The sequence below is a fragment of the Salipiger pallidus genome (assembly GCF_014643635.1).
GTDB classification, from domain to species: Bacteria; Pseudomonadota; Alphaproteobacteria; order Rhodobacterales; family Rhodobacteraceae; genus Salipiger; species Salipiger pallidus.
In genome coordinates, this window is sequence record NZ_BMJV01000002.1 from 174,526 (window position 1) to 197,822 (window position 23,297).

A 23,297-nucleotide genomic window follows, 5' to 3' on the forward strand; every position below is an offset into this window, starting at 1 on the left:
GGCCTCTCACTGGCCGATGGTCGCGACGGTGCGCAGCGACGCCTTCCGGTGGATCTCGTTGTGCGAGAGCACCACGGTCATGGGGCTGACCCGTTCCAGCATCGAGCGTACGAAGCTGCGCACCTCGGGGCTGACCAGCAGGGCGGGCCATTGGTCCTGTTCGGCGTATTTCTGGATCTCGCGGCGGGCGGCAAGGACGAACTCCTGCACCCTCTGCGGCGACATGACGAAGTTGCGCTCGTCCCCGTTGACTCGCAGCGCCTCGAGGAATTCCTTTTCCCATGCCGGTGACATGGTGATGACCGAGATGAAACCAGACCCGTCCAGGAGCGACTTGCAGATCTGGTTGCTGAGGCGGCGGCGAACGGCCTCGGTGATCTGCACCACGTTGGTGGTGCTGCGGCGGGCGTCGGCGATGGCCTCGACGATAAGCGGCAGGTTGCGGATCGACACCCGCTCGGCGAGCAGCGCCTGAAGCACTTGCTGGATCAGGACGAAGGGCGCCTGCGGGGCGACCTCGGCGGCGAGCTTCTGGTAATCGCGGTCGAGGCCCTGCACCAGTTCCTGCGTGGCACCAAAGGTCATCAGCTCGGGCAGGTGTTCCTTCACCACCTCGGTGAGGTGGGTGATGACGACGCTTTCGGGGTCCACCACCGTGAGGCCCATGCCCTCCGCCTGCGGGGCGACGGATTTCTCGATCCACAGCGCCTCGAGCCCGAAGGACGGATCGCGGCCCCGTTCGCCGGGCAGGCCGCAGTTGCCTGGGTTCACAACCATGAGGCCGTTGGGCCGCACCTCTCCCCGTGCCACCTCGACCCCCTGCACCACGAGGGCATAGGTCTGTGACGGCAGCATGGGGTCGTCCTTGATCCGTACCGAGGGCAGAACGAAGCCGAATTCGCGGGCGAAGAGGTTGCGCAGGCTCTTGATCTTGCCCGCCAGCGCCGCATCGCTGTTCGAGATCAGCGGCACGAGGGCCTGCCCCAGCTCCAGCCGCAGACTGTCGAGCTTCAGCGTGTCCTGGATCGTGTCTTCGGCGGGCGCGGTCCGGGCGCGCTCCTCGGCGGCCTCGGCCATGGCGGCGCTTTGGCGGGCGGTTTCGGCCTGGCGGCCCACCGCGAGGCCAAGGCCCACCATCAGGGCTGCGAGCGCGGCAAAGACCAGCAGCGGGAAGCCGGGCAGCAACCCGATGCCCAGCAGCAGCACGGCGGCCATGAACAGCGCCTTCGGGAAGCGCGCGAGCTGGCCCAGCACCGCCTCGTTCGCCGCGCCCTCGGTGCCGCCCTTGGTGACGATGAGGCCCGCGGCCAGCGACACGATCAGCGCGGGCACCTGGCTGACAAGGCCGTCACCGATGGTGAGTGTGGTGTAGAAGCCCGCCGCATCCGACAGCGACAGCCCGTGCTGCGCCACCCCGATGAGGATGCCGCCGACGATGTTGATGAGGGTGATGATGATCCCCGCCACCGCATCGCCGCGCACGAACTTCGAGGCACCGTCCATGGCGCCGTAGAAGCTGCTTTCATCCTCGAGCACCTTGCGGCGGGCGCGGGCGGTGTCCTCGTCGATCATGCCGGCGCCGAGGTCGGCGTCGATGGCCATCTGCTTGCCGGGCATGGAATCGAGGCTGAACCGCGCCGACACCTCGGCAATCCGGGTCGACCCCTTGGTGATGACGATAAAGTTGATCACCACGAGAATGGCAAAGACCACCATCCCGATGACGAAGTTGCCCGACACGATGAAGCGCGAGAAGCCTTCGATGACGCCGCCAGCAGCCCCGCTGCCGGTGTGCCCTTCGGACAGGATCAGCCGTGTCGAGGCCACGTTGAGCGACAGCCGCAGCATGGTCACCATGAGCAGCAGCGACGGGAAGCTGTTGAAATCAAGGGGCCGCGGGATCCACAGTGCCACCATCAGGATCAGCACCGACACCGACAGCGACACCGCCAGCCCCAGATCGAGCAGCACCGGTGGCAGTGGCACGAACAGCATCGCGAGGATCAGCACGATCGCGATGGCAAAGCCCACGTCGCGGTTGCCGCGGCCCCGGCTCAGGATGCCGCCCGCGGCGCTGTTGCGGATGCTGTCGGTGAAGGCCATCAGAACATCTTCCTGAATGCGGGCAGCACGGGCTGCAGTGCTTCGCGCCCGAAGAGGCTGCGCGCGCCATCAGCGGGCCTGGTGGACCGGCTGAGATCCGAGGTCCAGAACAGTCCGCCCGCCGCCGGTGCCGCACCTGGGGCCGAGACGGTCTTGAATGTGCCGGGATGTCCGTTGCCGCGCGCGGCCAGCTCGCGGAAGATGTCCAGCCGGTCATTGGCGATGGCCACGTTCTGGCGCAGCCGGCCAAGGTAGATGTCTTTGTATTCGTCCGTCGCCGAATGGTAGCGGCCCGCCGCCTCGGTCCAGTCGCCGGTCTGCTCGTAGAGCGACAGCAGCAGCCGGGCGGCGTAATCCACGTTGGTTTCCGGATCGAGCCCGTGGTCCAGCGTCTCGAAGGCATCGGGATGCCAGCGCAGGTTCACCTGCATGCAGCCCACGTCGATCGAGGCGACCCCGCCAGCCTGCCGCGCCCGCACCCAGCTTGCCGCAGCGCCAGGATTGTCGAAGAACCGGCCTTCGCCCTCGGCATTGGCGACCCAGGGCCAGACTGTCAGCTCGCCCTTGTGCATCATTCCCGCCTCCTGCAGGCCGATGCCCAAGAGCAGGTTGCCGGGGATCTGGTGGCGCAGTTGGGCCTTGAGGATCTCGCGGATGCATACGCCCGACGGATCGACAGGTGCGTTCGGAATGGCGGACGGTGCGGCAGAGGTGCGCTCTGACGGCGTGTAGAAACGGCTCCAGTCCGCCTGCGCCGTGGTGACGGGCAGGGTGGCCGCCAGCGCGGTGCAGAGAGCCATGGACAGGAGCGTGACCAGCCGCCGCATCACACTGCCCCGCTGACGATAAGGTCGAAGGCGCGGTCCGACAGTGCCTTGACCATGGCGTACATGAACGGGGTAAAGACCAGCAGGCCGACGAAGATGGCGATGATCTTGGGCACGAAGGTGAGGGTCATCTCCTGCACCTGCGTCAGGGCCTGGAAGAAGGCGATGATCAGCCCGACCACCAGCGCGATGACCATGATCGGACCGGACGCATAAAGCACGGTCAGAAAGGCATCGGATAGGACTGTGTGAACATCGCTTTCGGTCATGGCATCAGGGCATCATGCGGCTCAGACCGGCATCCGCATGATCTCCTGGTAGGCTTCGACCAGCTTGTCGCGGATCGACACGGCCGTCTGCACTGTGGATTCCAGTTCGAGCGTGGCTTCGACCACCGCCTGCGTGTCTGAGCCGTCGCGCAGGCCGGACATCGCCGTCGCCTCGGCAGCACGCATCGACGCGACGGTGTCACGCCCGGCGTCGGCCAGCATGTCGGAAAAGCTCGGGGCCGCCACCTCGGTGGGGGAGGCGATACTCTCCATGCCGCGGCTGGCGCGATAGGCGCCGGAAGCGGCGCTGACGGACAGGAGGGAGCCGGGTTCAGCCATCGGGATCTTGCCTTACTTGAGCAGGTCGAGCAGTTGCGAGCGCATGGTGCGCCCGGTCTCGAACATGTTGAGGTTGGCCTGGTAGGAGCGCGAGGCCTCGCGCATGTTGGCCATCTCGAGGATCGTGTTGACGTTCGACACCTTCACGAAGCCATCCGCATCGGCAGCGGGGTGCGAGGGGTCGTAGCTGAGGTCGAAGCTGGCCTCGTCGCGGGTGATGTCTGCCACCGCCACCGAGGACACGCCGGTGTCGCGGTCCACCATCTCCTCGAACGAGATGACCTTGCGGCGGTAGGGGTCTTCGCCCGGGGCCATACCTGTGGAATTGGCGTTGGCGACGTTCTCGGAGACGACCTTGAGCCGTTCGCCCTGGGCGCGCATGCCACTGCCCGCGACGCTGAGGATGGATTTGAGCGTGTCCATGTCTGTCCCTTTTCCGAAGCTCAGCGGACGCCGGTGACCGCGACGGTGAGCAGGTCATGCCCCTTGCGGTAGAGGTCCGCGGCAAGCCGGTAGCTGCCCGCCACTTCCGACGACTTGATGGTCTGCTGTTCCAGCACGACGTTGTTGCCGCCGATCGCACTTTCCCACGCGTCGGCATCTTCCGAGATCCGCACGCCGTCCGGCGCGCTGGTGCTGCCCGGGATGTGGCGCATGTTGGTCAGGGCCATGCCCTGCTGCGGACGGGTGCTGCCTTCCACCATCTCGCCAAAGCTGCTGACTTCGCGGGCGCGGTAATGCGGGGTGTCGGCGTTGGCGATATTCTCGGAAATCACCGATTGGCGCGCGCCAAGCCAGGTCATCCGCTGCGATGCCAACTGGAAGAGGGACATGCCGGAAAGCTTCATAAACAAAACCCTTTTGCTTAACCCAAGAATAGCATTAATAAACCTAGGATAGCAATGGATAGTCAACATGCATACGGCCTTTTCAGAGCTCTCTAGCCTTGCTCGTGGCATTGAACGCACAAGCATTGGCGGACAGGTCGCCTCGGCGCTTGGCCTGTCGCTGGTGGTGCGCGGTCTCGAGCGGACGTTGGGCATCGGCGATCACTGCACGGTGCAGGGCGCGAACGGCCCCGTGTTGGCCGAGGTCGTGGGCATCGACGATGCCGGCACGCGCCTTTTGCCCTTCGGAACATGGGACGGGGTGCGCACCGGTGATGCGGTGACCGTTACCCATGCTGCGACCGAGGTGCGCCCCGATGCCGCGTGGCTCGGCCGGGTGGTCGATGCCCTTGGCAAGCCGGTGGACGGGCGCGGCCACCTGCCCGAGGGGGCCACGGCGCGCCCCGTCCGCGCCGCGCCGCCACCGGCCTTCGACCGGCGGCAGGTGGGGCCAAGGCTCGACACGCAGCTCAAGGTCATGGACAGCTTCGTGCCGCTGTGCCGGGGGCAGCGGATGGGGGTGTTTGCGGGGTCGGGCGTGGGCAAGTCGACGATGATGGCCATGCTGGCGCGCCATGCGCAGCCCGAGGTCATCGTCGTGGGCCTCGTGGGTGAGCGTGGCCGCGAGGTGCAGGATTTCATCCGCGACGATCTGGGCGAAGAGGGGCTGGCGCGGTCGGTCGTGGTGGTGTCCACCGGGGACCAGCCGCCGCTGATGCGCCGACAGGCGGCCTGGACCGCCACCGCCGTGGCCGAGCATTTTCGCGACGAGGGCAAGCAGGTGCTGCTGCTGCTCGACAGCGTGACCCGCTTTGCCATGGCGCAGCGCGAGATCGGCCTGGCTGGGGGTGAGCCGCCCACCTCCAAGGGCTACCCGCCCACCACCTTTGCCGAACTGCCCCGGCTGATGGAGCGCTCCGGTCCCGGCAAGGGCACGGCGGGGGACATCACGGCGCTCTACACGGTGCTGATGGATGGCGACGACATGGACGACCCGGTGGCGGACGCGGTGCGCGGCATCCTCGACGGTCACGTGATCCTCGACCGGCGCATCGCCGAGCGCGGGCGCTTTCCGGCGGTGGACATCCTGCGATCGCTGTCGCGGATGCTACCTGATTGCCACGGGCCCGAAGAATACGCGCTCTACCGTGCCGCCCGGCAGGCCGCCGCACGCTACGCCGACATGGAAGAGCTGATCCGCATCGGGGCCTATCGCAAGGGGTCGGATCCCGAGGTCGATGCGGCGATCCGCCTCGCGCCGCTGCTCGATACGCTGCTGGGCCAGACCAAGCGCGACGCCATGCCGTCGGGGGAGACCTTTGCGCGGCTTGCGGCCTGCCTCGACGAGGCGGGGATCAAGGTTCAGGGGTAGGGGTTATCCGTCATTCTAACGGTGGTTTGCTTCAGGCTCCGGTGAGCGAGTCTGCCCGCCCGGTCCGGCCAGAGAGTCAGCGCTGCCAGCGCAGGATCGTCTGCATGTCCTGATCACGCGCCTCGCGCCTTGCGGCTTCCTTGCGCTGACGGTCAAGCGTGGCGATGCGCAGGATCTCGTAGGTCTTCTGTTCCGCCATAGCCTCGCGCAGACGGTCCTCAGCCTGTGCCAGTTCGGGCGCAAGCCTTGCTGCCTCGCGAGTATTGCGGTCCAGCTCGGAGCGGATGGAGGTGATGAAGCGCCCGAGATAGGGCGCGCCTTCCAGTCCCTCGATCCGGGACTCTCCCGACAATCGCGCCAGCAAGGCTTCGCGCTCGGTCTCAAGAGTGTCGGACCTTGCGCGCAGGCTTGCCGCCTCGGTGGCGCGCTCTCGCGTGTCGATCTCGCGCAGGCGCTCCATCACGCGCAGGGCGCGAAGGCGGTCAGTGGCCATTGCTCTCGGGCTCGGGGCTCTCGGGCGCGGCCTGCGGGCGCGGGGCTGGGGCCGGCTCGCCGCCCAGCTTTATGCGCATCTCCATGAGGATGTCGGCAGGAAAGCCCGAGCTGCCGGGTGGCAGGGCCCGAAACACTCCGCTCACCGCTGCCGAGCGAAAATCCGGTTCGTCCTCTGCCGGTGCTTTCGGCGTTGCCGCGAAGGCAGGGCCGGCAAGCAGCAGGAGGGCAGCGGCCAGCCTCATGTGGCGGGCAGTTCCTTCTGGGCGCTCTCGACTTCGTAGAAGTCGGGCTGCATCCGGGTGGGAATGTTGCCGCGGCCGATCTCGACGCAGATGTTGGGCGGATGGTCCGATACCATGGCGACAAAGATGTCGCGGATCACGAGGTAGAAGGCGCCGTCCTCTTCCTCGATCTGCTTGAGGCGGCCCGAAACCGGCTGCACCATGCAGTAGGCCAGGAACACGCCGAGGAACGTGCCCACCAGCGCGCCGCCGATCATGCCGCCGAGGATCTCGGGCGGCTGGTCGATCGAGGACATGGTCTTGATGACACCCAGAACCGCGGCAACGATGCCGATGGCGGGCAGGCCGTCGGCGACCTGCTGGATGGCATGGACCGGGGCCTGCGCCTCGTGGTGGTGCTTGCGGATCTTGCGGTTGATGACGTCCTCGGTGGCGAAGCGGTCATCGAACTGCATGGACAGCATCCGAAAGCTGTCGCGGATGAGGTCGATGGCGAAATGGTCGGCCATGATGCGCGGGTAGCGCTTGAAGATGTCACTGTCGCCGGGGCTTTCGATGTGGCTGTCCAGCGCCAGCACGCCCTTGGTCTTGTAGATGCGCGACAGCTCGTACATCAGCTTGAGCAGGTCGCTGTAATCGCCGGCCTTCCAGCGTGGGCCCTTCATGACCTTCACGATGCCCGCTGCCGAGGCCTTCACAACCGACATGGAGTTGGCGATGACGAAGGCCCCGATGGCCGCGCCGCCGATCATCATGCCTTCGAAGGGCAGCGCATGGAGGACGATATCCATCTTGCCGCCCGACAGCATGAACCCGCCAAAGACCAGGCCGAAGACGAGGGCAAGTCCGAGTAACATGGTCATGGAAGTGATCTCTGCCTTGGTGATTGTTGCGGAACGGCCCGCTTTTCATGCCAAATCATATGTAAAATTGACTTTTGTTCAAGTATAAACAAGGATAGCTTGAGGATATCGCGGGACAGTTCTTGGAGTTGCGGTCGTGCTCACCGACAAGCTTGCCTATTTCTTCGACGCTCATGATCTTGGACATGTGTTTGTCGACTGGCCGGAAGAGATCGGGCTGGTGCTCTGTCTCGACGGAGCGGGCCTGTGCGAGATCCTGTTGCATCACGATACCGAACGCTCCGGTGTGCTGAGAAAGGCCGCAGCGGTGCTTGATTGTCCGGACCGGCATTTCGCCGTCGTGCCCAGCACCGAAGGCTATCCCACCCGCCGCGTGCTGTTCACCGACGAGCAGAAGCTGCTGGCGCTGATCGAGGACGAGGATGACCTCGCCGAGCTGGCGCAGGATTACCTCATCAACCACCGCTTCGAAGCCGAAAGGAAGGCCGCGCCGAAACCCTCGCCGTTGCCTCTGCCCAAGGTGCCGTCGCTGTCCGAGACCTTTCGCTGGACGCCGCGCCTGCACTTGTCCGAGGTCCGCTCCAAGACCCGCCGCCCCGAGCCCGCGCCGGATCTGCCCGAGGGCTTCGCAACGATGGTGTCGGATGACGACTGCGCCCTGACCGAAGCGGTGCTGTCCGTCGAGCATGGCAGCGTCCGCCTTGTCTTTGGCGGTGCGCCTGTCGGGATCAATACGCCCACGCGGCGCGCGGCAAAGGTCGGCTTCCGCGACGATTATTCATGCTTCGTGGTCCCGCGCGAAACGGTAGGAAAGTGGCGCCCCGGCGAGCCGCTGGTTCTCGACATGCCCGAGGGACAGTTCCCGGCGGCCCTGCGCCAGCGCTATGCCAAGGGCGCCAGGGTGGCGGATGTAACGGTGACGGGGCAGGGGGTGTTCGTGACCCCGGGGGCACTGGTGCCGCCTGAACAGGAGCCCGAAGCCGCGCCCGCGCCGGTCCGGCGTGCCCGACTGTTCCGGCCGCTCTACGCGATGCTCTTGTGCATGGTCTGTGTCGGGCTCGCGGCGGGCAGTGTCCTGCGCGATGGAGGCCATCCGGTGCTGACGCAATGGCTCGCGCCCCAGACCGTGGCGGACACGCAGCTGGCCAGCCGCTGATTGTCTAAAGTGTCGGTTTGCTGAATCGTTAGCCGGTCCTGCGCTACGTCGTTTGGCGCGGGTGACCTTGCCGATGACGTTCAAGCACATAGCCACGCCCACGGATCGACCGTACGACCAGTTCTCCGTCTGACCGGTCTTCCAGCTTCTGCCGGATGCGGGCGATGTGCACGTCGAAGCGGCGATCGCCATAGCTCCAGTCCTGCATGCCGATCACATGCGCCAGGTCGGCGCGATCGACCACCTCGCCCATGTGGTCGCTGAGGTGGCGGTAGATCTGCTCTTCGATCGGCGTCAGCCCAAGTCGGGCCAGTCGTGCGCCGCGTCGTTCGGAGGAGCTGTGCCGCTGCAAGCGCAGGGCTAAACGGGCGCGCAGTTCGGCGGGGTCATGGCCGGGTCCCAACACGTCGTCAGCTCCGGCAGCGAAGGCTTCGACAGCGGCGCGGGACCGGCCCGAATGATCCACTGCGATGATGACCGCGCCGGGGCAGAGCCGCCGCGCAAGCGCAACGAGGCCCAGTTGTGGCTCGTCCGGCATTTGGCGGCGCGATAGGCCGACGATCATCGCTTCGAGTGGGGCGCTGTCAGTCAAGAGCCCGCGCAATTCCGAGGGCCGTTCGCGCCGCAAGACCTTGGGCATGCCGCTGTCCTGCAGCAATCGAGTCCAGGCAGACCTGAGGGCGCTGTCACGCTCAACCACGACGGAAAAGGACGCTCTGGCTTGCATATTCGCGGGCGGACCTTGGTCGAACCAATAAAAAACAAGGTTTGTACGAAAGTTTTGCGATTTTTCAATCACGTTTAACCTTAGCGCTCTATGTGTGTGTTTGCGACATAGAAACGAGCAACAAGAAGAAGTCAGGGCCATGATTGCATCGCTGCTGTACCAAGGCGCTTCATGCGGTCAGAAGACCGTGTTCGCCCAGCCCGCCGTAAGGCGCAGTCTTGGACATATTGTCCTTGCTGCTTTCAAGGATATCTTTGCGCAGCACGGCGCGCTAGCCTTGTGCGAAAAGTGCAGAAAATTGGGTTTTTCAAGGCTTGAACTCCCCCATAGGATGTATTCAGCTGTGATGGATACAAGGCATGCGCGGATCTGCACGGTTGCCGGCAGCACGGCCGGCCGGGTCGCAAATGGGTCGAACTCCGGAGGCGGGAATGTCTGATCTTGGCATCAAGGAAGAAACGCTTGGTCGCATCGTGGCGGCCTACGCGTCACGCAAAGATGTCGGGCAGGAGGAGATTATCACGCTGTATCGTCGTCTTGCGGCCGAACTTGGCGGCCCTGTACCGCAGCCGGTTTCGGCGCCGGCGGTCACGGCGGACGGACAGGTGCAGCCTGCGGTTCCCGTCGAAAAGGCCGTGACCGAAGACAAGGTCACCTGCCTGTGCTGCGGCCGCAGCTTCAAAATGCTCAAGCGGCATCTGGGGGCGGAGCATGGCATGACCGAAGCAGCCTACCGCACGGCGTTTGGCCTGCCAGAGGATTTCCCGCTGGTCGCGCCGAGCTATTCGCGCAAGAAGGCCGCCCATGCCCGCGAGGCCGGGCTTGGCACCTATGCCCGGTCGATCGTCCCCGGCGAGGCCTGACGAAACATGGCACTCAAGAACGAGCAGACAATCGTCATTCGCCGCACGGAAGAGAGTGACGAACATGCCCACCACGGCGGCGCATGGAAGGTGGCCTACGCCGACTTCATGACGGCGATGATGGCGTTTTTCCTTCTTCTGTGGATTCTTGCGGCCTCTGACGAGGAAAAGCTTCGCGGCCTGGCGGATTACTTCACGCCCAGCCTTTCCGAAAGCGGCGGACGCGGCGACGGACTGCTCGACGGCACCGTGCTGGCCGCCGACGGGGTGCTGAGCGGGACCGATGGGGCAGCGACCCCGGTGCAGTTGCCGAGCTTCGGGCAGGAAAATCCACTTGCGGTCTTTGACAGCCGCCTGCGCGATGATCGCGCGACCCCGGCGGTGCCTTTCGACACCCGTCCTGAAGGGGCACTGGACAGCACGACCATCTCCGACGCGGCGGACCAAGCACAGGACGAACGTGACAGCGCCGCCTGGGAAGCCGAGCAGGACCGGCTAGAGGCGCAGATCACCAGCGACCTGGCCGGGGCGCCGGGCCTCGAGAGCCTGTCGGAACACCTTAGGTTCGAACGCCGCCAGGACGGTATCGACATCCAGATCGTCGACACCTCGGGCAGCTCGATGTTCAGCTCTGGCAGCGCCCGGATCATTGATCGCACCCGCGATCTGCTGGAGGTCGTGGCTGCGGCCGTGGCGGACCTGCCCAACCCGATCACCATCACCGGCCACACGGATTCGCGCCGTTACAGCGGCAGCGGGGCGTATTCCAACTGGGAGCTTTCGGCAGACCGGGCAAACGCGACCCGGCGGGTGCTGGTGGAAAACGGCGTGAATGCCGGGCGGATCACTCGGATCTCGGGGCTGGCGGACACTCAGCCACTCGAGGGGCTGACCCCGGATGCGCCGCAAAACCGCAGGATCAGCGTGATGGTCGTGCGGACCGACGCCGCAACATCACCCTGAGGCCCGCCGGCCTCGGGCTCGATCCCCGCAAAAGAGACGCAGTTCTAAGCGGATATTGTGGGGGCTGCGTTGCTTTTATGCCATATATAGGGTCCGGAATTTTCCTTTGTTAAGGAAATTTCCGGGGTGTTCGCGTGCGCAAAGCTCGCAGTGCCCGCAGCAAGGTTCAACGTATTCAAAGGTTTGCGGGTTTTGTTGACCTGTCTGTATATAGATTCACGGCTGTAGACTTTGCCCACATATGGTGTCTCGCTTTACACTAAGGTTCTTTCGTGAACGTTAACGGCTGCGATATGGTGGCCCGGTAACTTGCTTGTGGACAAACGGAATGCTTGGACAGGACCTGCTCAAACTCATATGGGCCGAACACGTGCGGCTTCCCAGTGACGCGTCGCGTTTCCGGTTCGAGGCGCTGTTCGCCCGGATCCTGCCGGTTCGCATGGCGCTGCTGCTTGCGGAGCTTGATGGCAAGCATCCGTTGGTCCTGCATGACGGGGTGGAGGTCGGCCCCGGCCTGCCGCTTGGCGACGTCCTCGTCGAAGAGCTCCCGATCGACCTGCCTTACGATACCCTCGTGATCGCCCTGCCGCAGCGGCGTCACCATCCCGACCAGCTGCTGGGCAGTGCCGTGGCGGAGGCGCTGATCGTGGCGCTCGACCGTGGTGACATTCCCATGGAGCGAGAAACCGAGGCGCTTCACGGGCTGGCACAGGCCGCAATGAAACGCGCCGCGACCCTTCAGCGTGACGGCGAGGATCTCGATCTCGATGCCTTCACGCTTGGCATGTCGCAAGCCCTGGGTCGCCACTGGATGGTGCCGCAGTCGATCGTTGCGCTGCCCAACATGCTGTCGCAAGCGAGCCTGCAGCGCCATCTCGAGCGGCTTGATCCCGGGTTCCGCGCCTCCCAGTTGCAGACCTTCGGTGCCAGCATTCTGGATGTGGCCGACGACACTCTTGGATTCGGCGACTGGTGTGCCCGCACCAGCACGGCACTGCGGTGCTGCCTTGGCGCGCCCAAGGTGGACAGCGATCCTGTAGAGCTTGGCCTGTCGACGCGCTTTAACTTCCATTAAAGCATTAAATTCTTTCGGCTTTCGTCAAAGCGTGTATTTTTATTCTTGGAAACAAGAATAAGGCGGCCTTGGCGCATGCTGGCGACGTTGTACAAATCAGCACTGGCCAAGCCGTTTCTGGCACTGGCTCAGGGCCGTTCAGGGATGCGTGGCTGGCAGGCCGATGCAGACCTGCGCTTGCCTGAACGGCCGGTGCGATCATTCGCGCGGCAGGTGCGGTCGGTCGCAGCGCGACACACCGGCCTTTCCGAGGCGGTATCGCGACGTCGCCGAAACCTTGTAAGTGGGGGCTTCTTGCGAAGCCTGTCGGGTGCATGTTGAACATAATGTCCGCATTGGCCGGTATCGGCCTTGGTCCAGTTGAGCCGGGCAGCGAGCGCGGCCCGGGGAGCGGCGGGCTTTTTTCACGCCTGTTGGGCCCGGCGACGGTTCCCGAGGAAAGTGCCGAACCGTCAGCACCGGACGCACAGGACTTGCTGTCGGATCTGGAGGGCGCGCTGGCGGATCCGGACCTGTCTGACGAGGCGCTTGTCGAAGAGGTTGAGCCAATCCTTTCCGCCCTTGGCGAGGCCCTGCCGCGTGATGTCTCCGGCGCCGTGACCGGGTTTGAAGGCGGAGTGCTCGATGGCCTGGCCGGCGCCCCCGTGCCCACGGATCGTACCCTTGCCGGCGACGGCGATGCCCGTCGCGAGCATGGCCTTGCGGCGATGTTCGAAAAGGTCCGCGACGTGCTCGGGCTTGAGGACGCAGGGAAAGACGGTGCGGGCCCGAGGGGCGCTGTGCAGGAGGGGCACGCGCGCCCGGAGGGCGAAGGGTCTGGATGGCAGCGGCTCGCAGAGTGGCCAGACGGCTTGGCTGAGGGCACGACGTTGCGCGAAGGGCTCGAACGGCTCGTGGCAGACCTCAGGCAGGCGGTCGCAGCAGAGCCGGGGGCTGAGCCTGATACGCTCGCAAAAGGGGTGCTTGGCGCTGCGGCTGTCCTTGCGCTCAGGACACCGGACGCTGGCACGAAACGAAGTGCAGGCGCGCTGACCGATGTGAGGAGCGCTCTGCCTCGGACAAATGGGCTATCCGAGGCGGGACTTGCGTCGCGGGGTCTCTTTCAGCAGGGGGAGGCCCTTCAGGATGGGGCCGCCGATGGTCCGGTGCCGGATGGCACTGGTTCGGAGCTGTTCGACTTGCGGGCACTGCCTGTGGATGCCGAACAGGATGGGGCAATGCCGCGTGATCCTGCGGCCATGGCAGCTGAGCCTGCCTTGCCCCGTGCCACTGCCGCCAGCGCCGATCCGGTCGCTGCATTGGCCCCAGCGGTGACCGTAGCAGCCTCGGTATCGGCAGCCGTAGCCACGCCGGAGGCTGCCCCAAGGGCGCCTGTACCGCTGCCGGACAGCGCCCAGATCCTCAACCAGATCCGTGCCCAGGTGTCTCAGGACGGTGTGATCCGGGTGCGACTGGATCCGGGAAGCCTTGGCCAGGTGGAGATCGAGCTGTCAGCGCAGGATAGCGGTGCTATCAGCGTATCCGTGCGCGCCGAACAGGCATCAGTGCTTGGCAGCTTGCGGGCGGACCGCGACGGACTTGTCGCGCTCTTGCGGGAACAGGGTCATGTGGTGGACAGCCGTTCGCTCAGCTTCGGGGACCTCGGAGACCGAAGCGCTGGTCAGCAAACGGGTCAGAACGCAGGCCAGAACGCAGGCCATGGCATGGGACAGAATTCGGGCCAGAATCCGGGCCAGCCTTGGGGCGCCCGACCCGTGCCCCAGTCGCCCGGCTGGGACGTGGCCGATGCCGGCAGAGAAACGCCCGAACAACTACCTTCGCGCAGCGCCATGCCTTCGGGCGGCGGTGTCGACATCTCGGTCTGAACCGGAAAGGACACGCATCATGGCCATCGATCCCTTTGCCATCGGCAGCTCCGCCACCGCCACGGGTGCCTCGGGCAGTGCGGCCAACTCGTCGCTCAGCCAGCTGGGCGAGGATTATCAGAGTTTCATCACCCTGCTGACCGCGCAGATACAAAATCAGGATCCGCTCGAGCCCATGGACAGCACTGCCTTCGTGTCACAGCTGGCGACCCTGACGCAGGTGGAGCAGGCGGTGGTGCAGAATGCCAACCTTGAAGGCATTGCCTCGCAGTTGTCGGGCCTTTCGGCGATGTCGGGGCTTAACTTTCTCGGGCGCGAGGTGGTGGCGCCGATGTCCAATGTGACCCTGTCGGACGGCAACGCGACACTGGGCTATCGCCTCGGCAACGAAGCGTCCGACGTGTCGCTTGCGGTGATCGACGGGGCGGGCCGGGTGGTGCGCAACATCAGCGGGCTTCCGGGCACGACCGGCACGCTGCACCAGGTGATCTGGGATGGCCTTGATGACGAGGGGCTGCCGCTGGCCGATGGCCGCTACAGCATGCAACTGGTGGGGCTGGACGCGGACGGGAACACCGTCAATGCGCAGACCTACGCCCTGTCGCAAGTCGCGAGCCTCACCTACGAGCAGGGGCTGGCGATGCTGCATCTTGAAACCGGCGAACAGGTGCCCGCCGGTATGATCGAGGAAGTCAGGTAATCGGGACTGCCGCGCGGCTTCAGCTGCGCGGCACTTCCGCCTGCACCATGGACAGCACGAGCACGTCCGACACCGCGTCGCCGAACCCGTTCTTGAGGTCTGCTTTCAGCTTTTCCGACAGTTCCGGCGTGTCGATTACTGCGCCAGTCAGGCTCATGCCTTCCGCCGCACGGTGCATTGCAGCCAGGACGGCGTCGCGCAGGCGCGAGGTGTTGTCCATCTCGTTGTAGTCGGCGACGGCGGCCAGGTCGCGCATCTGCACGCCAATCTCGGACACCATGTAGGTGACGCTGTGGGCGCCGTAGACCGGCACGCTCATGCGGCCAAGACGGACAACGTGGGAATCATTGGCTGCGGCTTCCATCGCGGCGAGATCCGAGGGCGTGGCCTCTGCGTCGGTCTTGTCCGCGGCCGCGTGGGTGTCGCCCTCTTCATCGGCAAGCTTGTCCAGAACGCCTTCGGCAGCATTTGGAGCGGTGGGCTCTGCCGTTTCGGTGGCGGCGACGGCAGGCGTTTCCTTCACGGGCAACACCTGACCTCCGGCATATCCTGCGGCGGCAAAGACCAGCGGCAGGCCGGCAAATGCGATCAAGGCTTTCTTCATGTCCGATTCCCGAAAATGGCTGCTTCGGGAATCGGTATCGCGGGTCAATGGGGCGATAATTTTGGTAAATCGTGGCTTAATAATGGTAAGCGCGATGGCCTAGTAGGGCAGGATCACGTCCAGCACGTCCTCGCCGTAGCCGCGCACCTGCTGGCGGCTGACCGACCCTCGGCCGCCATAGCTGATCCGGGCCTCGGCCATCTTGTCGTAGAGGATGGTGTTGCCGCGGTCGATGTCCTGCGGTCGGATAATGCCCGAGACGCGCAGCTCGCGCAGTTCCTCGTTCACCTTCACCTCCTGCCGACCGACCACGACCATGTTGCCGTTGGGCAGGGTCTGCACGACCAGCGCCGCCATGCGCAGGAAGATGTCCTCGCTGCGGTCGATGGAGCCGCTGCCCCGCGCGGAAGTGGCCGAACTGATGTCGACGATGTCGCCGCTGGGCAGATCCTCGGGGCCGACGCCGGGCAGGATCTTGTCGATCTGGCTGCCGTAGCCGAAGAAGCCGGGCTGAGCGAGAGTGCTTTCACCGCTGCGGCTGCGTTTTGAGGTGTTGTCGAGGCTGGCCTCGTCGCGGATGTCGATGACGATGGTCAACAGGTCGCCGATTTTCGTGGCGCGCTGGTCGGCGAAGAACCCGCCGGACCCGCGTTCCCACAGCGACGCACCCTCGGCGCGATAGGGGATGCGCTCGGCTTCGGGGGGCGGCATGGGGACGTTGACGGTGCGCGCGGCCTGCAGGTCCTGCTGGTCGACGCCGATGGGGCTGAGTTCGGGTTCGCGGTCGAACACGGGGCTGCTGCAGGCTGCCAGCGCAAGGGCGGGGACCATCAAGGCGGCGGGGCGGTAACGGATCATCGGATCACCTCGACGAGGCCGGGTTCACGCGCGATGGCGACCAGCGGCTGGTTGCTGACCAGATTGACAATGCGCAGCTCTGCGCCGCGATGGGCGGCATCAAGCGCGCGGCCGGGGGCGGTCAGAACCAGCCGGCCATCGTCGTAAAGAATGGAGACCTTGTCGCCCCGGTCGATCACCAGCGGCTGCATCACCGACTGCGCCATCACCGGGCGGCCTTGGCTGAGCATCCGCCGCACCTGCTGGCCCACGAGGTCTTCCGCGTCGGTCAGGGTGTAGGCGCCTATGCGGCGCAGGGCCATTTCAGTCAGGGTGATGTCGGCCTCGGTGACGATGTCGCCCGGCATGAGCGAGCGCACGGGCACCGGCACCGCCATGATCGGCATGGCCATGCCCTGCAGCCGGTGGGTGATGCCTTCGGCGGTCACCGCGTTGGCCAAGAAGCGCCCGCTGTCGCGGTCCATCCAGAAGTCCGAGATCAGCTCGGCCTCTTCGATGGTACTGCCTGAAAAGGTGATCCGCAGCATCGCCTCGGGCGGCAGCTCGGGGCCCCAGCTGCCACGGACCTTTTCCTCGACCAGCACGGTCGGGGTTTCGGCGGCAGTGGCCAGCGGGGCCAGCACGAGCGCGGCCAGAAGGGCGAGACGGCGCAGCATGGCTCAGCGGATCTGGTTGGCCGAGGACATCATCTGGTCCGCGGTCTCAATCGCCTTCGAGTTCATCTCGTAGGCGCGCTGCGCCTGGATGAGGTCGGTGATCTGGCGCACGATGTCCACGTTCGAGCTTTCGAGATAGCCCTGCCGCAGGATGCCCACGCCTTCGTCCCCGGGCAGTGCGGGGATTGCATCGCCCGAGGCGACGGTGGCCTGCAGCAGGTTGTCGCCCAAGGGGCGCATCCCGGCATCGTTGACGAAGGTGGTCAGGGTCAGCTGCCCGATCTCGACGGGGTTTGGGTCGTTGTCCACGTAGGCGCTGACAATGCCCGTCTCGGACACCGCGATGGACGTGGTGTTGTCCGGCAGCACGATGCCCGGGTCGATCTCGTAGCCATTGGCGTTGACGATCTGCCCTTCGGCAGACAGCCGGAAGGACCCGTCGCGGGTGTAGGCCTGTTCGCCGTCGGGCATGTTCACGGTAAAGTAGCCGCGCCCGTCGATGGCCATGTCGAGCTGGTTTTGCGTCTGCGTCAGCCCGCCTTGGGTGTTGAGCCGAACGGTGCCCACCGCCTGCACGCCAAGGCCGACGTCAAGGCCGACGGGGCGAGTGTTGCCCTCTTCCGCCGTCACCGCGCCTTCGCGCGAGACGTTCTCGTAGATCAGGTCGCTGAACGAGGCACGGGCGCTCTTGAAGCCGGTGGTGTTGGCGTTGGCGATGTTGTTGGAGATAACGTCGACGTTGGTCTGCTGCGCCATCATGCCGGTTGCGGCGATCCCGAGGGCTTTCATCTGTCTGCTCCGTTAGGTTGTGCGGCCGATGCGGCTCAGCATCTCTTTCTGCAACTCGTCATCGGACGAGACGAGGTTCAGCGCGTGCTGGTAGGCCTGCTGGATGTCGATGAGGCGGGTAACCTCGGTCACCGCCTGAACGTTGCTCGATTCCAGCGCGCCCTGGATCACCTGGGTGCCGCTGTCATCGGGGGTGAACTGCATATTGCCCTCTTCGGGCACGAACAGGCCGCCACCGGCGCGGCCAAGGCTCTGGCGGTCGGGCAGGGCGAAGATGCCCACCTGCCCCAAAATCGCGCCATCGGGTCCGGAAATGGTGCCGTCTCCGGCGATGCTCACGGTGCCTGCAACCGCGGGCGGCAGGTTGAGTGGCGCTCCGGCGGCGTCCAGCAGCTGTGCGCCACCGGTGGTCACCACGCGGCCCTGCGGGTCCAGCACGAAGTTGCCGTCACGGCCAAAACCTTGCGTGCCATCCGCGTTCTCGTAGGCGAACCAGCCCTTGCCGGACAGCGCCATGTCCAGCGGGTTGCCCGTCTGGATCGTGGTGCCCGCGCGATCATCAAGGTACGAGCCACGGTCGATCAGGTAGTTGGTGCCCTGATCGGTGGGCAGGCTCTCGTCTTGCTGGAGGTAGCTTTCGAACAGCACCCGCTCGGCCTTGAAGCCGGTGGAGTTGGCGTTCGCGATATTGTTCGCCGTCACGTCAAGCTGACGCTCAAGGGCGGTCAGCTGGGACAGCGCCACATAGGTCGAGGTGGCCATGGGCGAACCTTCCTAATCCTTGTCAGTTCAGGGGAATATCGGCTTTTTCTTGCTGACAATGCGATTTCAGCCTGTGTATATCAAGAACAATCATGGTGAGTGAAAAAAATAAATTCGCCTATCCTTGGGCTATTCGTGCTGCCGCAGCGTTTGCGGTCGCGCTGGTGCCCCATGTTGCGCTGGCGGATCTCGACGATGACGGCATCGCACCCGTGCCGGCGCTGGCGCGGCCCGCCAAGGTGATTGACCCGCCGGTGCTGTTCCTGCTGCCACAGCGCGCGCTGCCCTTCCTCGAGGCCCGCGGGGAGCTCATGGCCCGGGTGCTGGACACCGAAGGCGCGGGCCCGGCCCATGCGCGGGCGCTCACGGACCTGGCCGAGCTTCACCTGTCCCACGGTATGGCCTCGGAGGCGCTGTCGATCCTTGGCAACGTGACAGGGGCCGAGCTGCCGCTGGCCCACCGCCTGCGCGCTGCGGCGCTCGAGCTGGTGGTCGGCCTGACCGACCCGCTGAACCGGCCGCTGACCGACCGTGCCGAAAAGTTGCTGGACCCGAAGCACGAGGACTGGGCGGACCAGCCCATGCTGCGCGTGCTGTCGGAACTGAAGTCAGGGGACTGCGCCGCCGCAGCGCCCGAGCTGGCCGAGGCGTTCTTGCGCTCGGACCGTTTCCCGGCGCCGTTGCGTGCGCGCGTGTTGCCGTCGCTGCTGGACTGCGCCATCGAAAGCCGCCGCTGGGGCCTTGCCCGCGACATCGCTGCACGCTTCGCCGATCACCCCGAGTTGCGGGACGGCACCGCGCTGCACTACCTTCTGGGCCGGGTGGCCGAAGCCGGAAACGACCCGCTCGCGGCCTTCGACAGTTATGTCCGGGCGCAGGGCGGAGACGATCTCTGGGCGCATCGGGCGCGGCGGGCCATCGTCGATCTGGGCCTGCGAGAAGAGGTGCTGGAGCCTGCTGAAGCGGTAAAACTCTTGTCCATCGAGACCGAGATCTGGCGTGGAGACGATCACGCGGCGCGCACGCTGGACGATCTTGCCTCGCTTCAGGCCATTACCGAAGACCGGCTGGGCGCGCTGGAAACCTACGGGCGACTGTTGCAGCGCCATCCCGGCACGCCGCAGGCCAGCGCCGCGCGGCAGAAGGCGCGGAGCCTTGTCGAGGCGCTCTATGCCGACGGCGAGAACGGCACCCTGTCGCTGTCACGTTTCATGGAGGTGCATGCGCGCCTCACCCCGTGGTTCCGCTTCGAGCCAAGCTTTGCGCTGGTGTCGGAAGGCTTTGCCGATCACTTCCGTGATCTTGGCGCGACCACCGTGGCGGCCACCGAATACGGCGCGATCCGCGACTACCTGACCGCGGGCGCTGACCTTGGCCTGTTCGAGACCTCCTCGGCGCAGCTTGAGCGGCTGGCAGTCAAGGAGGCCGAGGCGATGCTGGAGGGCGCGCAGTTTGACGCGCTGGGGGCCCTGCTGGCGGACCCGCCCGAGCCGCAGGACGCTGAGCTTGCCCGCCGCGTTGAGCTGGTCAAGGCGCGGTACTTCGACGCGACGGGGCAGGCGGCCGAACTGGTTGCGGGCGCAAGCGCCGGTGCCCCCGAGCAGGTGCTGCGGCTGCGCGCGCAGGCGCAGTTCGGGCGTGAGGACTGGCTGCAGGCACAGGCTACCTATGCTCTGCTTGCCGAACGCACCGGGGATGATCTGCCGTTGCCCGATGCCATCCGCTACATGCTGGCCGCCCACCGCAGCGGCGACGCCGCCACCGCCGCCACCCTCGCGGCACGGTTCGAGGGGCTGACCGACCTGCCGCAATGGGCTGAGATCGCCGCGACCCTCACCAGTGTCGCGCCGCAGTTGCTTCCGCTGCGGCAGGGCACCGCGCGTGAACGGCTCGACAGCGCCGGCGAGATGCTGGACCGGCTGTCCGGGGTGCAAGTCCCCCCGGATGTGAACTGACGGGCGAATCTGAGCTGCCGAATCTGAACGGGCGCAAGAACAGGCCGCAAACGGCCAAGGTCATGGGCAGCCTGTGGAAAAGATAGCAAAGGACTCCCGGTTTTAAAGTTGGTGAAACCGGGGCTCTGTATATCCAATGGGAACGGTGCCCGAACACCGACATTCAAAGAGGCGAGGCTGTTATGAGCATTTCCAACGCGATGGCGTCCGGCGTCAGCGGACTTCTGGCAAACTCCACCGCCGTGGGGAGCATTTCGTACAACATCGCGAATGCCGACACCGTGGGCTACCGCCGCAGCTTCGAGCAGATGATCACCTCGGGCTCCGCGTCGGCGGTGGGCGGAGCGATGTCCACGGGCGTGCAGACCGCGACCGTGAACACCAACACCATCGACGGCAACTATTCCGAAACTTCGGTCGCGACCAACCTTGCCATCAGCGGCGGTGGGTTCTTCGTGGTCAACTCGAACGTCGATGCCTCCTACACCTCGGGCAACATGTTCACCCGCGTCGGCAGCTTCGAGCCGGACGAGGACGGCAACCTCGTGAACTCGGCGGGGCTGTACCTGATGGGCTTCCCCTATGATGCCAACGGCAACCTCGGGTCGGTGGACCGCAACAGCTTTGCCGATCTCGAGCCGGTGAACATCGCAGGTCAGACCATCGCCGGTGCGATCACCGAGAACATCGGCATCAGTGGCAATCTGCCCTCGCAGGAAACCGGGCTCGACACCCCCGGCGATGCCTTCGTGACCTCGATCGAATATTACAACGCCCTCGGCGAGGCCGAGCGCCTGACCCTGTCCTTCCAGCCCACGGCAGAGCCGAACACCTGGGACGTCACGATTTCGGACGCGAACGGCGATTACGGCCAGGTTACCATGTCCTTCGCCAACAGCGGCGAAGGCGCGGGCGCGCCGCAAGCCTACAGCGACGGCACGGTGCTGGCCGCCGACCCGGCGGGCTTTGCCTTCGATCCGGCCACCGGCACCATGACCCTTACCATTCCCAACGGTGACGTGCCGCAGACGGTCAACGTATCGCTTGGCGCGCCGGGCAGCTTCGATGGGCTGAGCCAGTTCTCGGGCGATTACACCCCGCTTTCCATCGAGGCGGACGGCAGCGAAAGCGGCGTGCTCACGCGGGTGGAGTTCGACGAGTTTGGCAACGTGTGGGGTGTCTTCGACAACGGCACGCGCACATCGCTCTACCAGGTGCCGCTGGCGACCTTCGCCAACCCCAATGGGCTGCAGACCTCGAACAACTCGACCTTCTCGGCGTCGATGGATTCGGGCAACTTCTACCTCGGGCAGGCCGGTTCGGGCGAGACGGGCACGCTGACTTCGGGCGGGGTGGAATCCTCGAACGTGGACATCGCGCAGGAACTGACCAGCCTGATCCAGCGCCAGCGGGCCTACTCGTCCAACGCCAAGATCATCACGACCGCCGACGAGATGCTGTCGGAAACCGTGAACCTCAAGCGCTGATCAGGCTGACGGGATAATATCATGAGCCTGACCTCCGCCCTCAACGCGGCCAGCAGCGGGATGACCGTATCCTCCCGCTGGGCCGAAAACGTGTCCTCGAACATCGGCAATGCAAACACCGAAGGTTACGCCCGCCGGAGCATCGGCATCACCGCCGGTCCGAACGGGGCGCCGCAGGTGTCGACCATCGGTCGCGCCGTGGATACCACGCTGGACGCAATGTACCGCACCGAAGTGTCGCGCACCGCGTCGCAGGACGCCGTGGCCACGGGGCTCGACGCCTACACCAGCCTGCTGGGCGACAGTGAAAGCGGCAACACGATCCTGACCAATCTCACCGGGTTCCAGGGCGCCCTTGGCCTACTGTCGGTGTCGCCCTCGGACAGCGCCACCCAGCGCGGTGCGGTGGATGCGGCGCAGGGGCTGGCCGTGGCGCTGAACCGCGCCGGGGACGAGCTGGCCACCACCATGACCCGCACCAACGACGCCATCGCTTCGGACGTGGGCTCCGTGAACGCGCGCATTGCGCGGTTGCAGGAGTTGAACGAACGGGTGGCGGGCGGCCTTCAGGGCGAGGCGAGGCTTGCCACCGAGGACGCCATCGGCACCGAGCTTGATGCGCTGGCCGAGGTAATCGACTTCACCATGCGTACCGATGCGCAGGGCCGGGTGGAACTGTTCACGACCGGCGGTACAGAGCTGCTGGCTGGCAACCAGGGGCAGGCGCTGCGCTACGACGCACAGACCGGCACCCTGTTTGCCGGCGCGGTCGAGATCACGCCGGGAAAGCCGGGGGTGCGTGGCATCTCCGAAGGGTCTCTGGCCGGGCGCATCACCATGGCAAGCGATACGCTGCCGCAAATGCAGGCGCAGCTCGACGAGGTCGCCTCGGCGCTGATCGAGACCATGGCCACCGTCGACACCAGCACCGGCGGTCCGGGCCTCTTTACCGATGCCGGTGCCATGCCGGGCGTGCCCTACGAGCCGGGCCTTGCCGCGCGCATAGCGGTGAACGCGGCGGTGCTGCCCGACGAGGGGGGGGCGGTCTGGCGCATCCGTGACGGGATGGGCGCGGCCCAGCCGGGCAACACCGGGGACAACACGCTGATCGAGGACATGATCGACGCGCTCGATGCGCCGGTCGGCTTCGACGAGGCGGCTGGTCTTGGCGGCAGCGCCACCATCGCCACCTATGCCTCGACCCTGATCGCCGGGCAGAACGCCACCCGCGCGCGCGCTGAAACCGAGGCGGCGACGCTCGCCTCGGGGGCGGTCGCTGTGCAGGGCACGCGCATGTCCTTCCAGGGCGTCAACGTGGATGACGAGCTGCAGCAGCTGACCCAGATCCAGCAGAGCTATGCCGCCAACGCACAGGTGCTCCAGACCGTGGCCGAGATGCTCGACACCCTTATCGCCGCGGCCTGACGGCAGGCCCGAACC

Annotated in this window: 25 protein-coding genes; 10 read left to right on the forward strand and 15 right to left on the reverse strand. The window is 65.7% G+C overall.

What is annotated here, in order from left to right; translation table 11 throughout:
- Positions 1-6: 6 nt before the first annotated feature.
- From flhA to IEX41_RS06550, 6 genes are read right to left on the reverse strand one after another with little or no spacing between them, the layout of a single operon-like run.
- Positions 7-2,103 carry a flagellar biosynthesis protein FlhA gene (gene flhA / locus IEX41_RS06525; RefSeq protein WP_188789431.1) on the reverse strand — a complete coding sequence of 699 codons (2,097 nt, stop codon included), beginning with the start codon at positions 2,101-2,103 and terminating at the stop codon, positions 7-9.
- Positions 2,103-2,930, reverse strand: a complete 828-nt coding sequence (locus IEX41_RS06530; protein WP_188789432.1) for a lytic transglycosylase domain-containing protein — start codon at positions 2,928-2,930, stop codon at positions 2,103-2,105. Before IEX41_RS06530 ends, flhA begins: the two co-directional genes overlap by 1 nt.
- The gene (locus tag IEX41_RS06535; protein WP_188789433.1) at positions 2,930-3,199 is read right to left on the reverse strand and encodes a flagellar biosynthetic protein FliQ; all 270 of its coding nucleotides are present in this window, start codon (positions 3,197-3,199) and stop codon (positions 2,930-2,932) included. Before IEX41_RS06535 ends, IEX41_RS06530 begins: the two co-directional genes overlap by 1 nt.
- 21 nt (positions 3,200-3,220) lie before the next feature.
- Positions 3,221-3,538 (reverse strand): flagellar hook-basal body complex protein FliE, encoded by a 318-nt coding sequence (fliE, locus tag IEX41_RS06540; protein ID WP_188789434.1) that lies wholly within the window; start codon positions 3,536-3,538, stop codon positions 3,221-3,223.
- A gap of 12 nt (positions 3,539-3,550) precedes the next feature.
- Positions 3,551-3,961, reverse strand: coding sequence for a flagellar basal body rod protein FlgC (gene flgC, locus IEX41_RS06545; RefSeq protein ID WP_188789435.1), 411 nt, complete (start codon positions 3,959-3,961; stop codon positions 3,551-3,553).
- A 20-nt stretch (positions 3,962-3,981) separates the two neighbouring features.
- Entirely contained in the window at positions 3,982-4,386 is a 405-nt protein-coding gene (locus IEX41_RS06550) for a flagellar basal body rod protein FlgB (RefSeq protein WP_188789436.1), read from the reverse strand.
- A 67-nt stretch (positions 4,387-4,453) separates the two neighbouring features.
- On the opposite strand from IEX41_RS06550, the gene fliI reads away from it, so the two are divergent.
- A complete protein-coding gene (gene fliI, locus IEX41_RS06555; RefSeq protein ID WP_188789437.1) occupies positions 4,454-5,797 on the forward strand; it encodes a flagellar protein export ATPase FliI in 1,344 nt (447 codons plus the stop codon).
- Between the two features lie 76 nt (positions 5,798-5,873).
- Here fliI and IEX41_RS06560 read toward each other — a convergent pair whose 3' ends face one another.
- The 3 genes from IEX41_RS06560 to motA are packed head-to-tail and all read right to left on the reverse strand — an operon-like array spanning position 5,874 to position 7,397.
- Positions 5,874-6,290: a flagellar export protein FliJ gene (locus tag IEX41_RS06560; protein ID WP_188789438.1), complete on the reverse strand. Its 417-nt coding sequence runs from the start codon at positions 6,288-6,290 to the stop codon at positions 5,874-5,876.
- Positions 6,280-6,534 (reverse strand): hypothetical protein, encoded by a 255-nt coding sequence (locus tag IEX41_RS06565; protein ID WP_188789439.1) that lies wholly within the window; start codon positions 6,532-6,534, stop codon positions 6,280-6,282. Before IEX41_RS06565 ends, IEX41_RS06560 begins: the two co-directional genes overlap by 11 nt.
- A complete protein-coding gene (gene motA / locus IEX41_RS06570; RefSeq protein ID WP_188789440.1) occupies positions 6,531-7,397 on the reverse strand; it encodes a flagellar motor stator protein MotA in 867 nt (288 codons plus the stop codon). Before motA ends, IEX41_RS06565 begins: the two co-directional genes overlap by 4 nt.
- Before the next feature lie 136 nt (positions 7,398-7,533).
- Here motA and IEX41_RS06575 point away from each other — a divergent pair, with 136 nt between their 5' ends.
- Positions 7,534-8,553 carry a hypothetical protein gene (locus tag IEX41_RS06575; RefSeq protein WP_188789441.1) on the forward strand — a complete coding sequence of 340 codons (1,020 nt, stop codon included), beginning with the start codon at positions 7,534-7,536 and terminating at the stop codon, positions 8,551-8,553.
- 43 nt (positions 8,554-8,596) lie between these two features.
- On the opposite strand, the gene IEX41_RS06580 is transcribed toward IEX41_RS06575, so the two are convergent.
- Complete coding sequence (locus tag IEX41_RS06580) at positions 8,597-9,193, reverse strand: helix-turn-helix domain-containing protein (protein WP_188789442.1); 597 nt, start codon at positions 9,191-9,193, stop codon at positions 8,597-8,599.
- Between the two features lie 518 nt (positions 9,194-9,711).
- Between IEX41_RS06580 and IEX41_RS06585 the strand changes: the two genes are divergently transcribed.
- From IEX41_RS06585 to IEX41_RS06605, 5 genes are all read left to right on the forward strand, one after another.
- Positions 9,712-10,143, forward strand: a complete 432-nt coding sequence (locus IEX41_RS06585) for a Ros/MucR family transcriptional regulator (RefSeq protein ID WP_188789443.1) — start codon at positions 9,712-9,714, stop codon at positions 10,141-10,143.
- Between the two features lie 6 nt (positions 10,144-10,149).
- Positions 10,150-11,106, forward strand: a complete 957-nt coding sequence (locus tag IEX41_RS06590) for a flagellar motor protein MotB (RefSeq protein WP_188789444.1) — start codon at positions 10,150-10,152, stop codon at positions 11,104-11,106.
- A gap of 328 nt (positions 11,107-11,434) precedes the next feature.
- Positions 11,435-12,181, forward strand: coding sequence for a hypothetical protein (locus tag IEX41_RS06595; RefSeq protein WP_188789445.1), 747 nt, complete (start codon positions 11,435-11,437; stop codon positions 12,179-12,181).
- A 473-nt stretch (positions 12,182-12,654) separates the two neighbouring features.
- On the forward strand, positions 12,655-14,046 hold the full coding sequence (locus tag IEX41_RS06600) for a flagellar hook-length control protein FliK (protein WP_188789446.1): 1,392 nt from the start codon (positions 12,655-12,657) through the stop codon (positions 14,044-14,046).
- Positions 14,047-14,065: 19 nt separating this feature from the next.
- Positions 14,066-14,746, forward strand: coding sequence for a flagellar hook assembly protein FlgD (locus tag IEX41_RS06605; protein WP_188789447.1), 681 nt, complete (start codon positions 14,066-14,068; stop codon positions 14,744-14,746).
- Between the two features lie 19 nt (positions 14,747-14,765).
- Here the strand turns inward: IEX41_RS06605 and IEX41_RS06610 are convergent, their stop codons facing one another.
- The 5 genes from IEX41_RS06610 to IEX41_RS06630 form a co-directional block, all read right to left on the reverse strand.
- Positions 14,766-15,350: a flagellar basal body-associated FliL family protein gene (locus tag IEX41_RS06610; protein ID WP_188789448.1), complete on the reverse strand. Its 585-nt coding sequence runs from the start codon at positions 15,348-15,350 to the stop codon at positions 14,766-14,768.
- 99 nt (positions 15,351-15,449) lie between these two features.
- Positions 15,450-16,208: a flagellar basal body L-ring protein FlgH gene (locus tag IEX41_RS06615; RefSeq protein ID WP_188789449.1), complete on the reverse strand. Its 759-nt coding sequence runs from the start codon at positions 16,206-16,208 to the stop codon at positions 15,450-15,452.
- On the reverse strand, positions 16,205-16,864 hold the full coding sequence (gene flgA / locus IEX41_RS06620) for a flagellar basal body P-ring formation chaperone FlgA (RefSeq protein ID WP_188789450.1): 660 nt from the start codon (positions 16,862-16,864) through the stop codon (positions 16,205-16,207). The genes IEX41_RS06615 and flgA overlap by 4 nt, the downstream gene beginning before the upstream one ends.
- A gap of 3 nt (positions 16,865-16,867) precedes the next feature.
- A complete protein-coding gene (gene flgG, locus IEX41_RS06625) occupies positions 16,868-17,653 on the reverse strand; it encodes a flagellar basal-body rod protein FlgG (RefSeq protein ID WP_188789451.1) in 786 nt (261 codons plus the stop codon).
- A gap of 12 nt (positions 17,654-17,665) precedes the next feature.
- On the reverse strand, positions 17,666-18,415 hold the full coding sequence (locus tag IEX41_RS06630) for a flagellar hook basal-body protein (RefSeq protein WP_188789452.1): 750 nt from the start codon (positions 18,413-18,415) through the stop codon (positions 17,666-17,668).
- Positions 18,416-18,507: 92 nt separating this feature from the next.
- Between IEX41_RS06630 and IEX41_RS06635 the strand changes: the two genes are divergently transcribed.
- The 3 genes from IEX41_RS06635 (at position 18,508) to flgK (ending at position 23,282) form a co-directional block, all read left to right on the forward strand.
- Entirely contained in the window at positions 18,508-20,370 is a 1,863-nt protein-coding gene (locus tag IEX41_RS06635) for a hypothetical protein (RefSeq protein WP_188789453.1), read from the forward strand.
- A 182-nt stretch (positions 20,371-20,552) separates the two neighbouring features.
- Positions 20,553-21,857, forward strand: a complete 1,305-nt coding sequence (locus IEX41_RS06640) for a flagellar hook protein FlgE (RefSeq protein ID WP_188789454.1) — start codon at positions 20,553-20,555, stop codon at positions 21,855-21,857.
- 21 nt (positions 21,858-21,878) lie between these two features.
- Complete coding sequence (flgK, locus tag IEX41_RS06645) at positions 21,879-23,282, forward strand: flagellar hook-associated protein FlgK (RefSeq protein ID WP_188789455.1); 1,404 nt, start codon at positions 21,879-21,881, stop codon at positions 23,280-23,282.
- Positions 23,283-23,297: the final 15 nt, after the last annotated feature.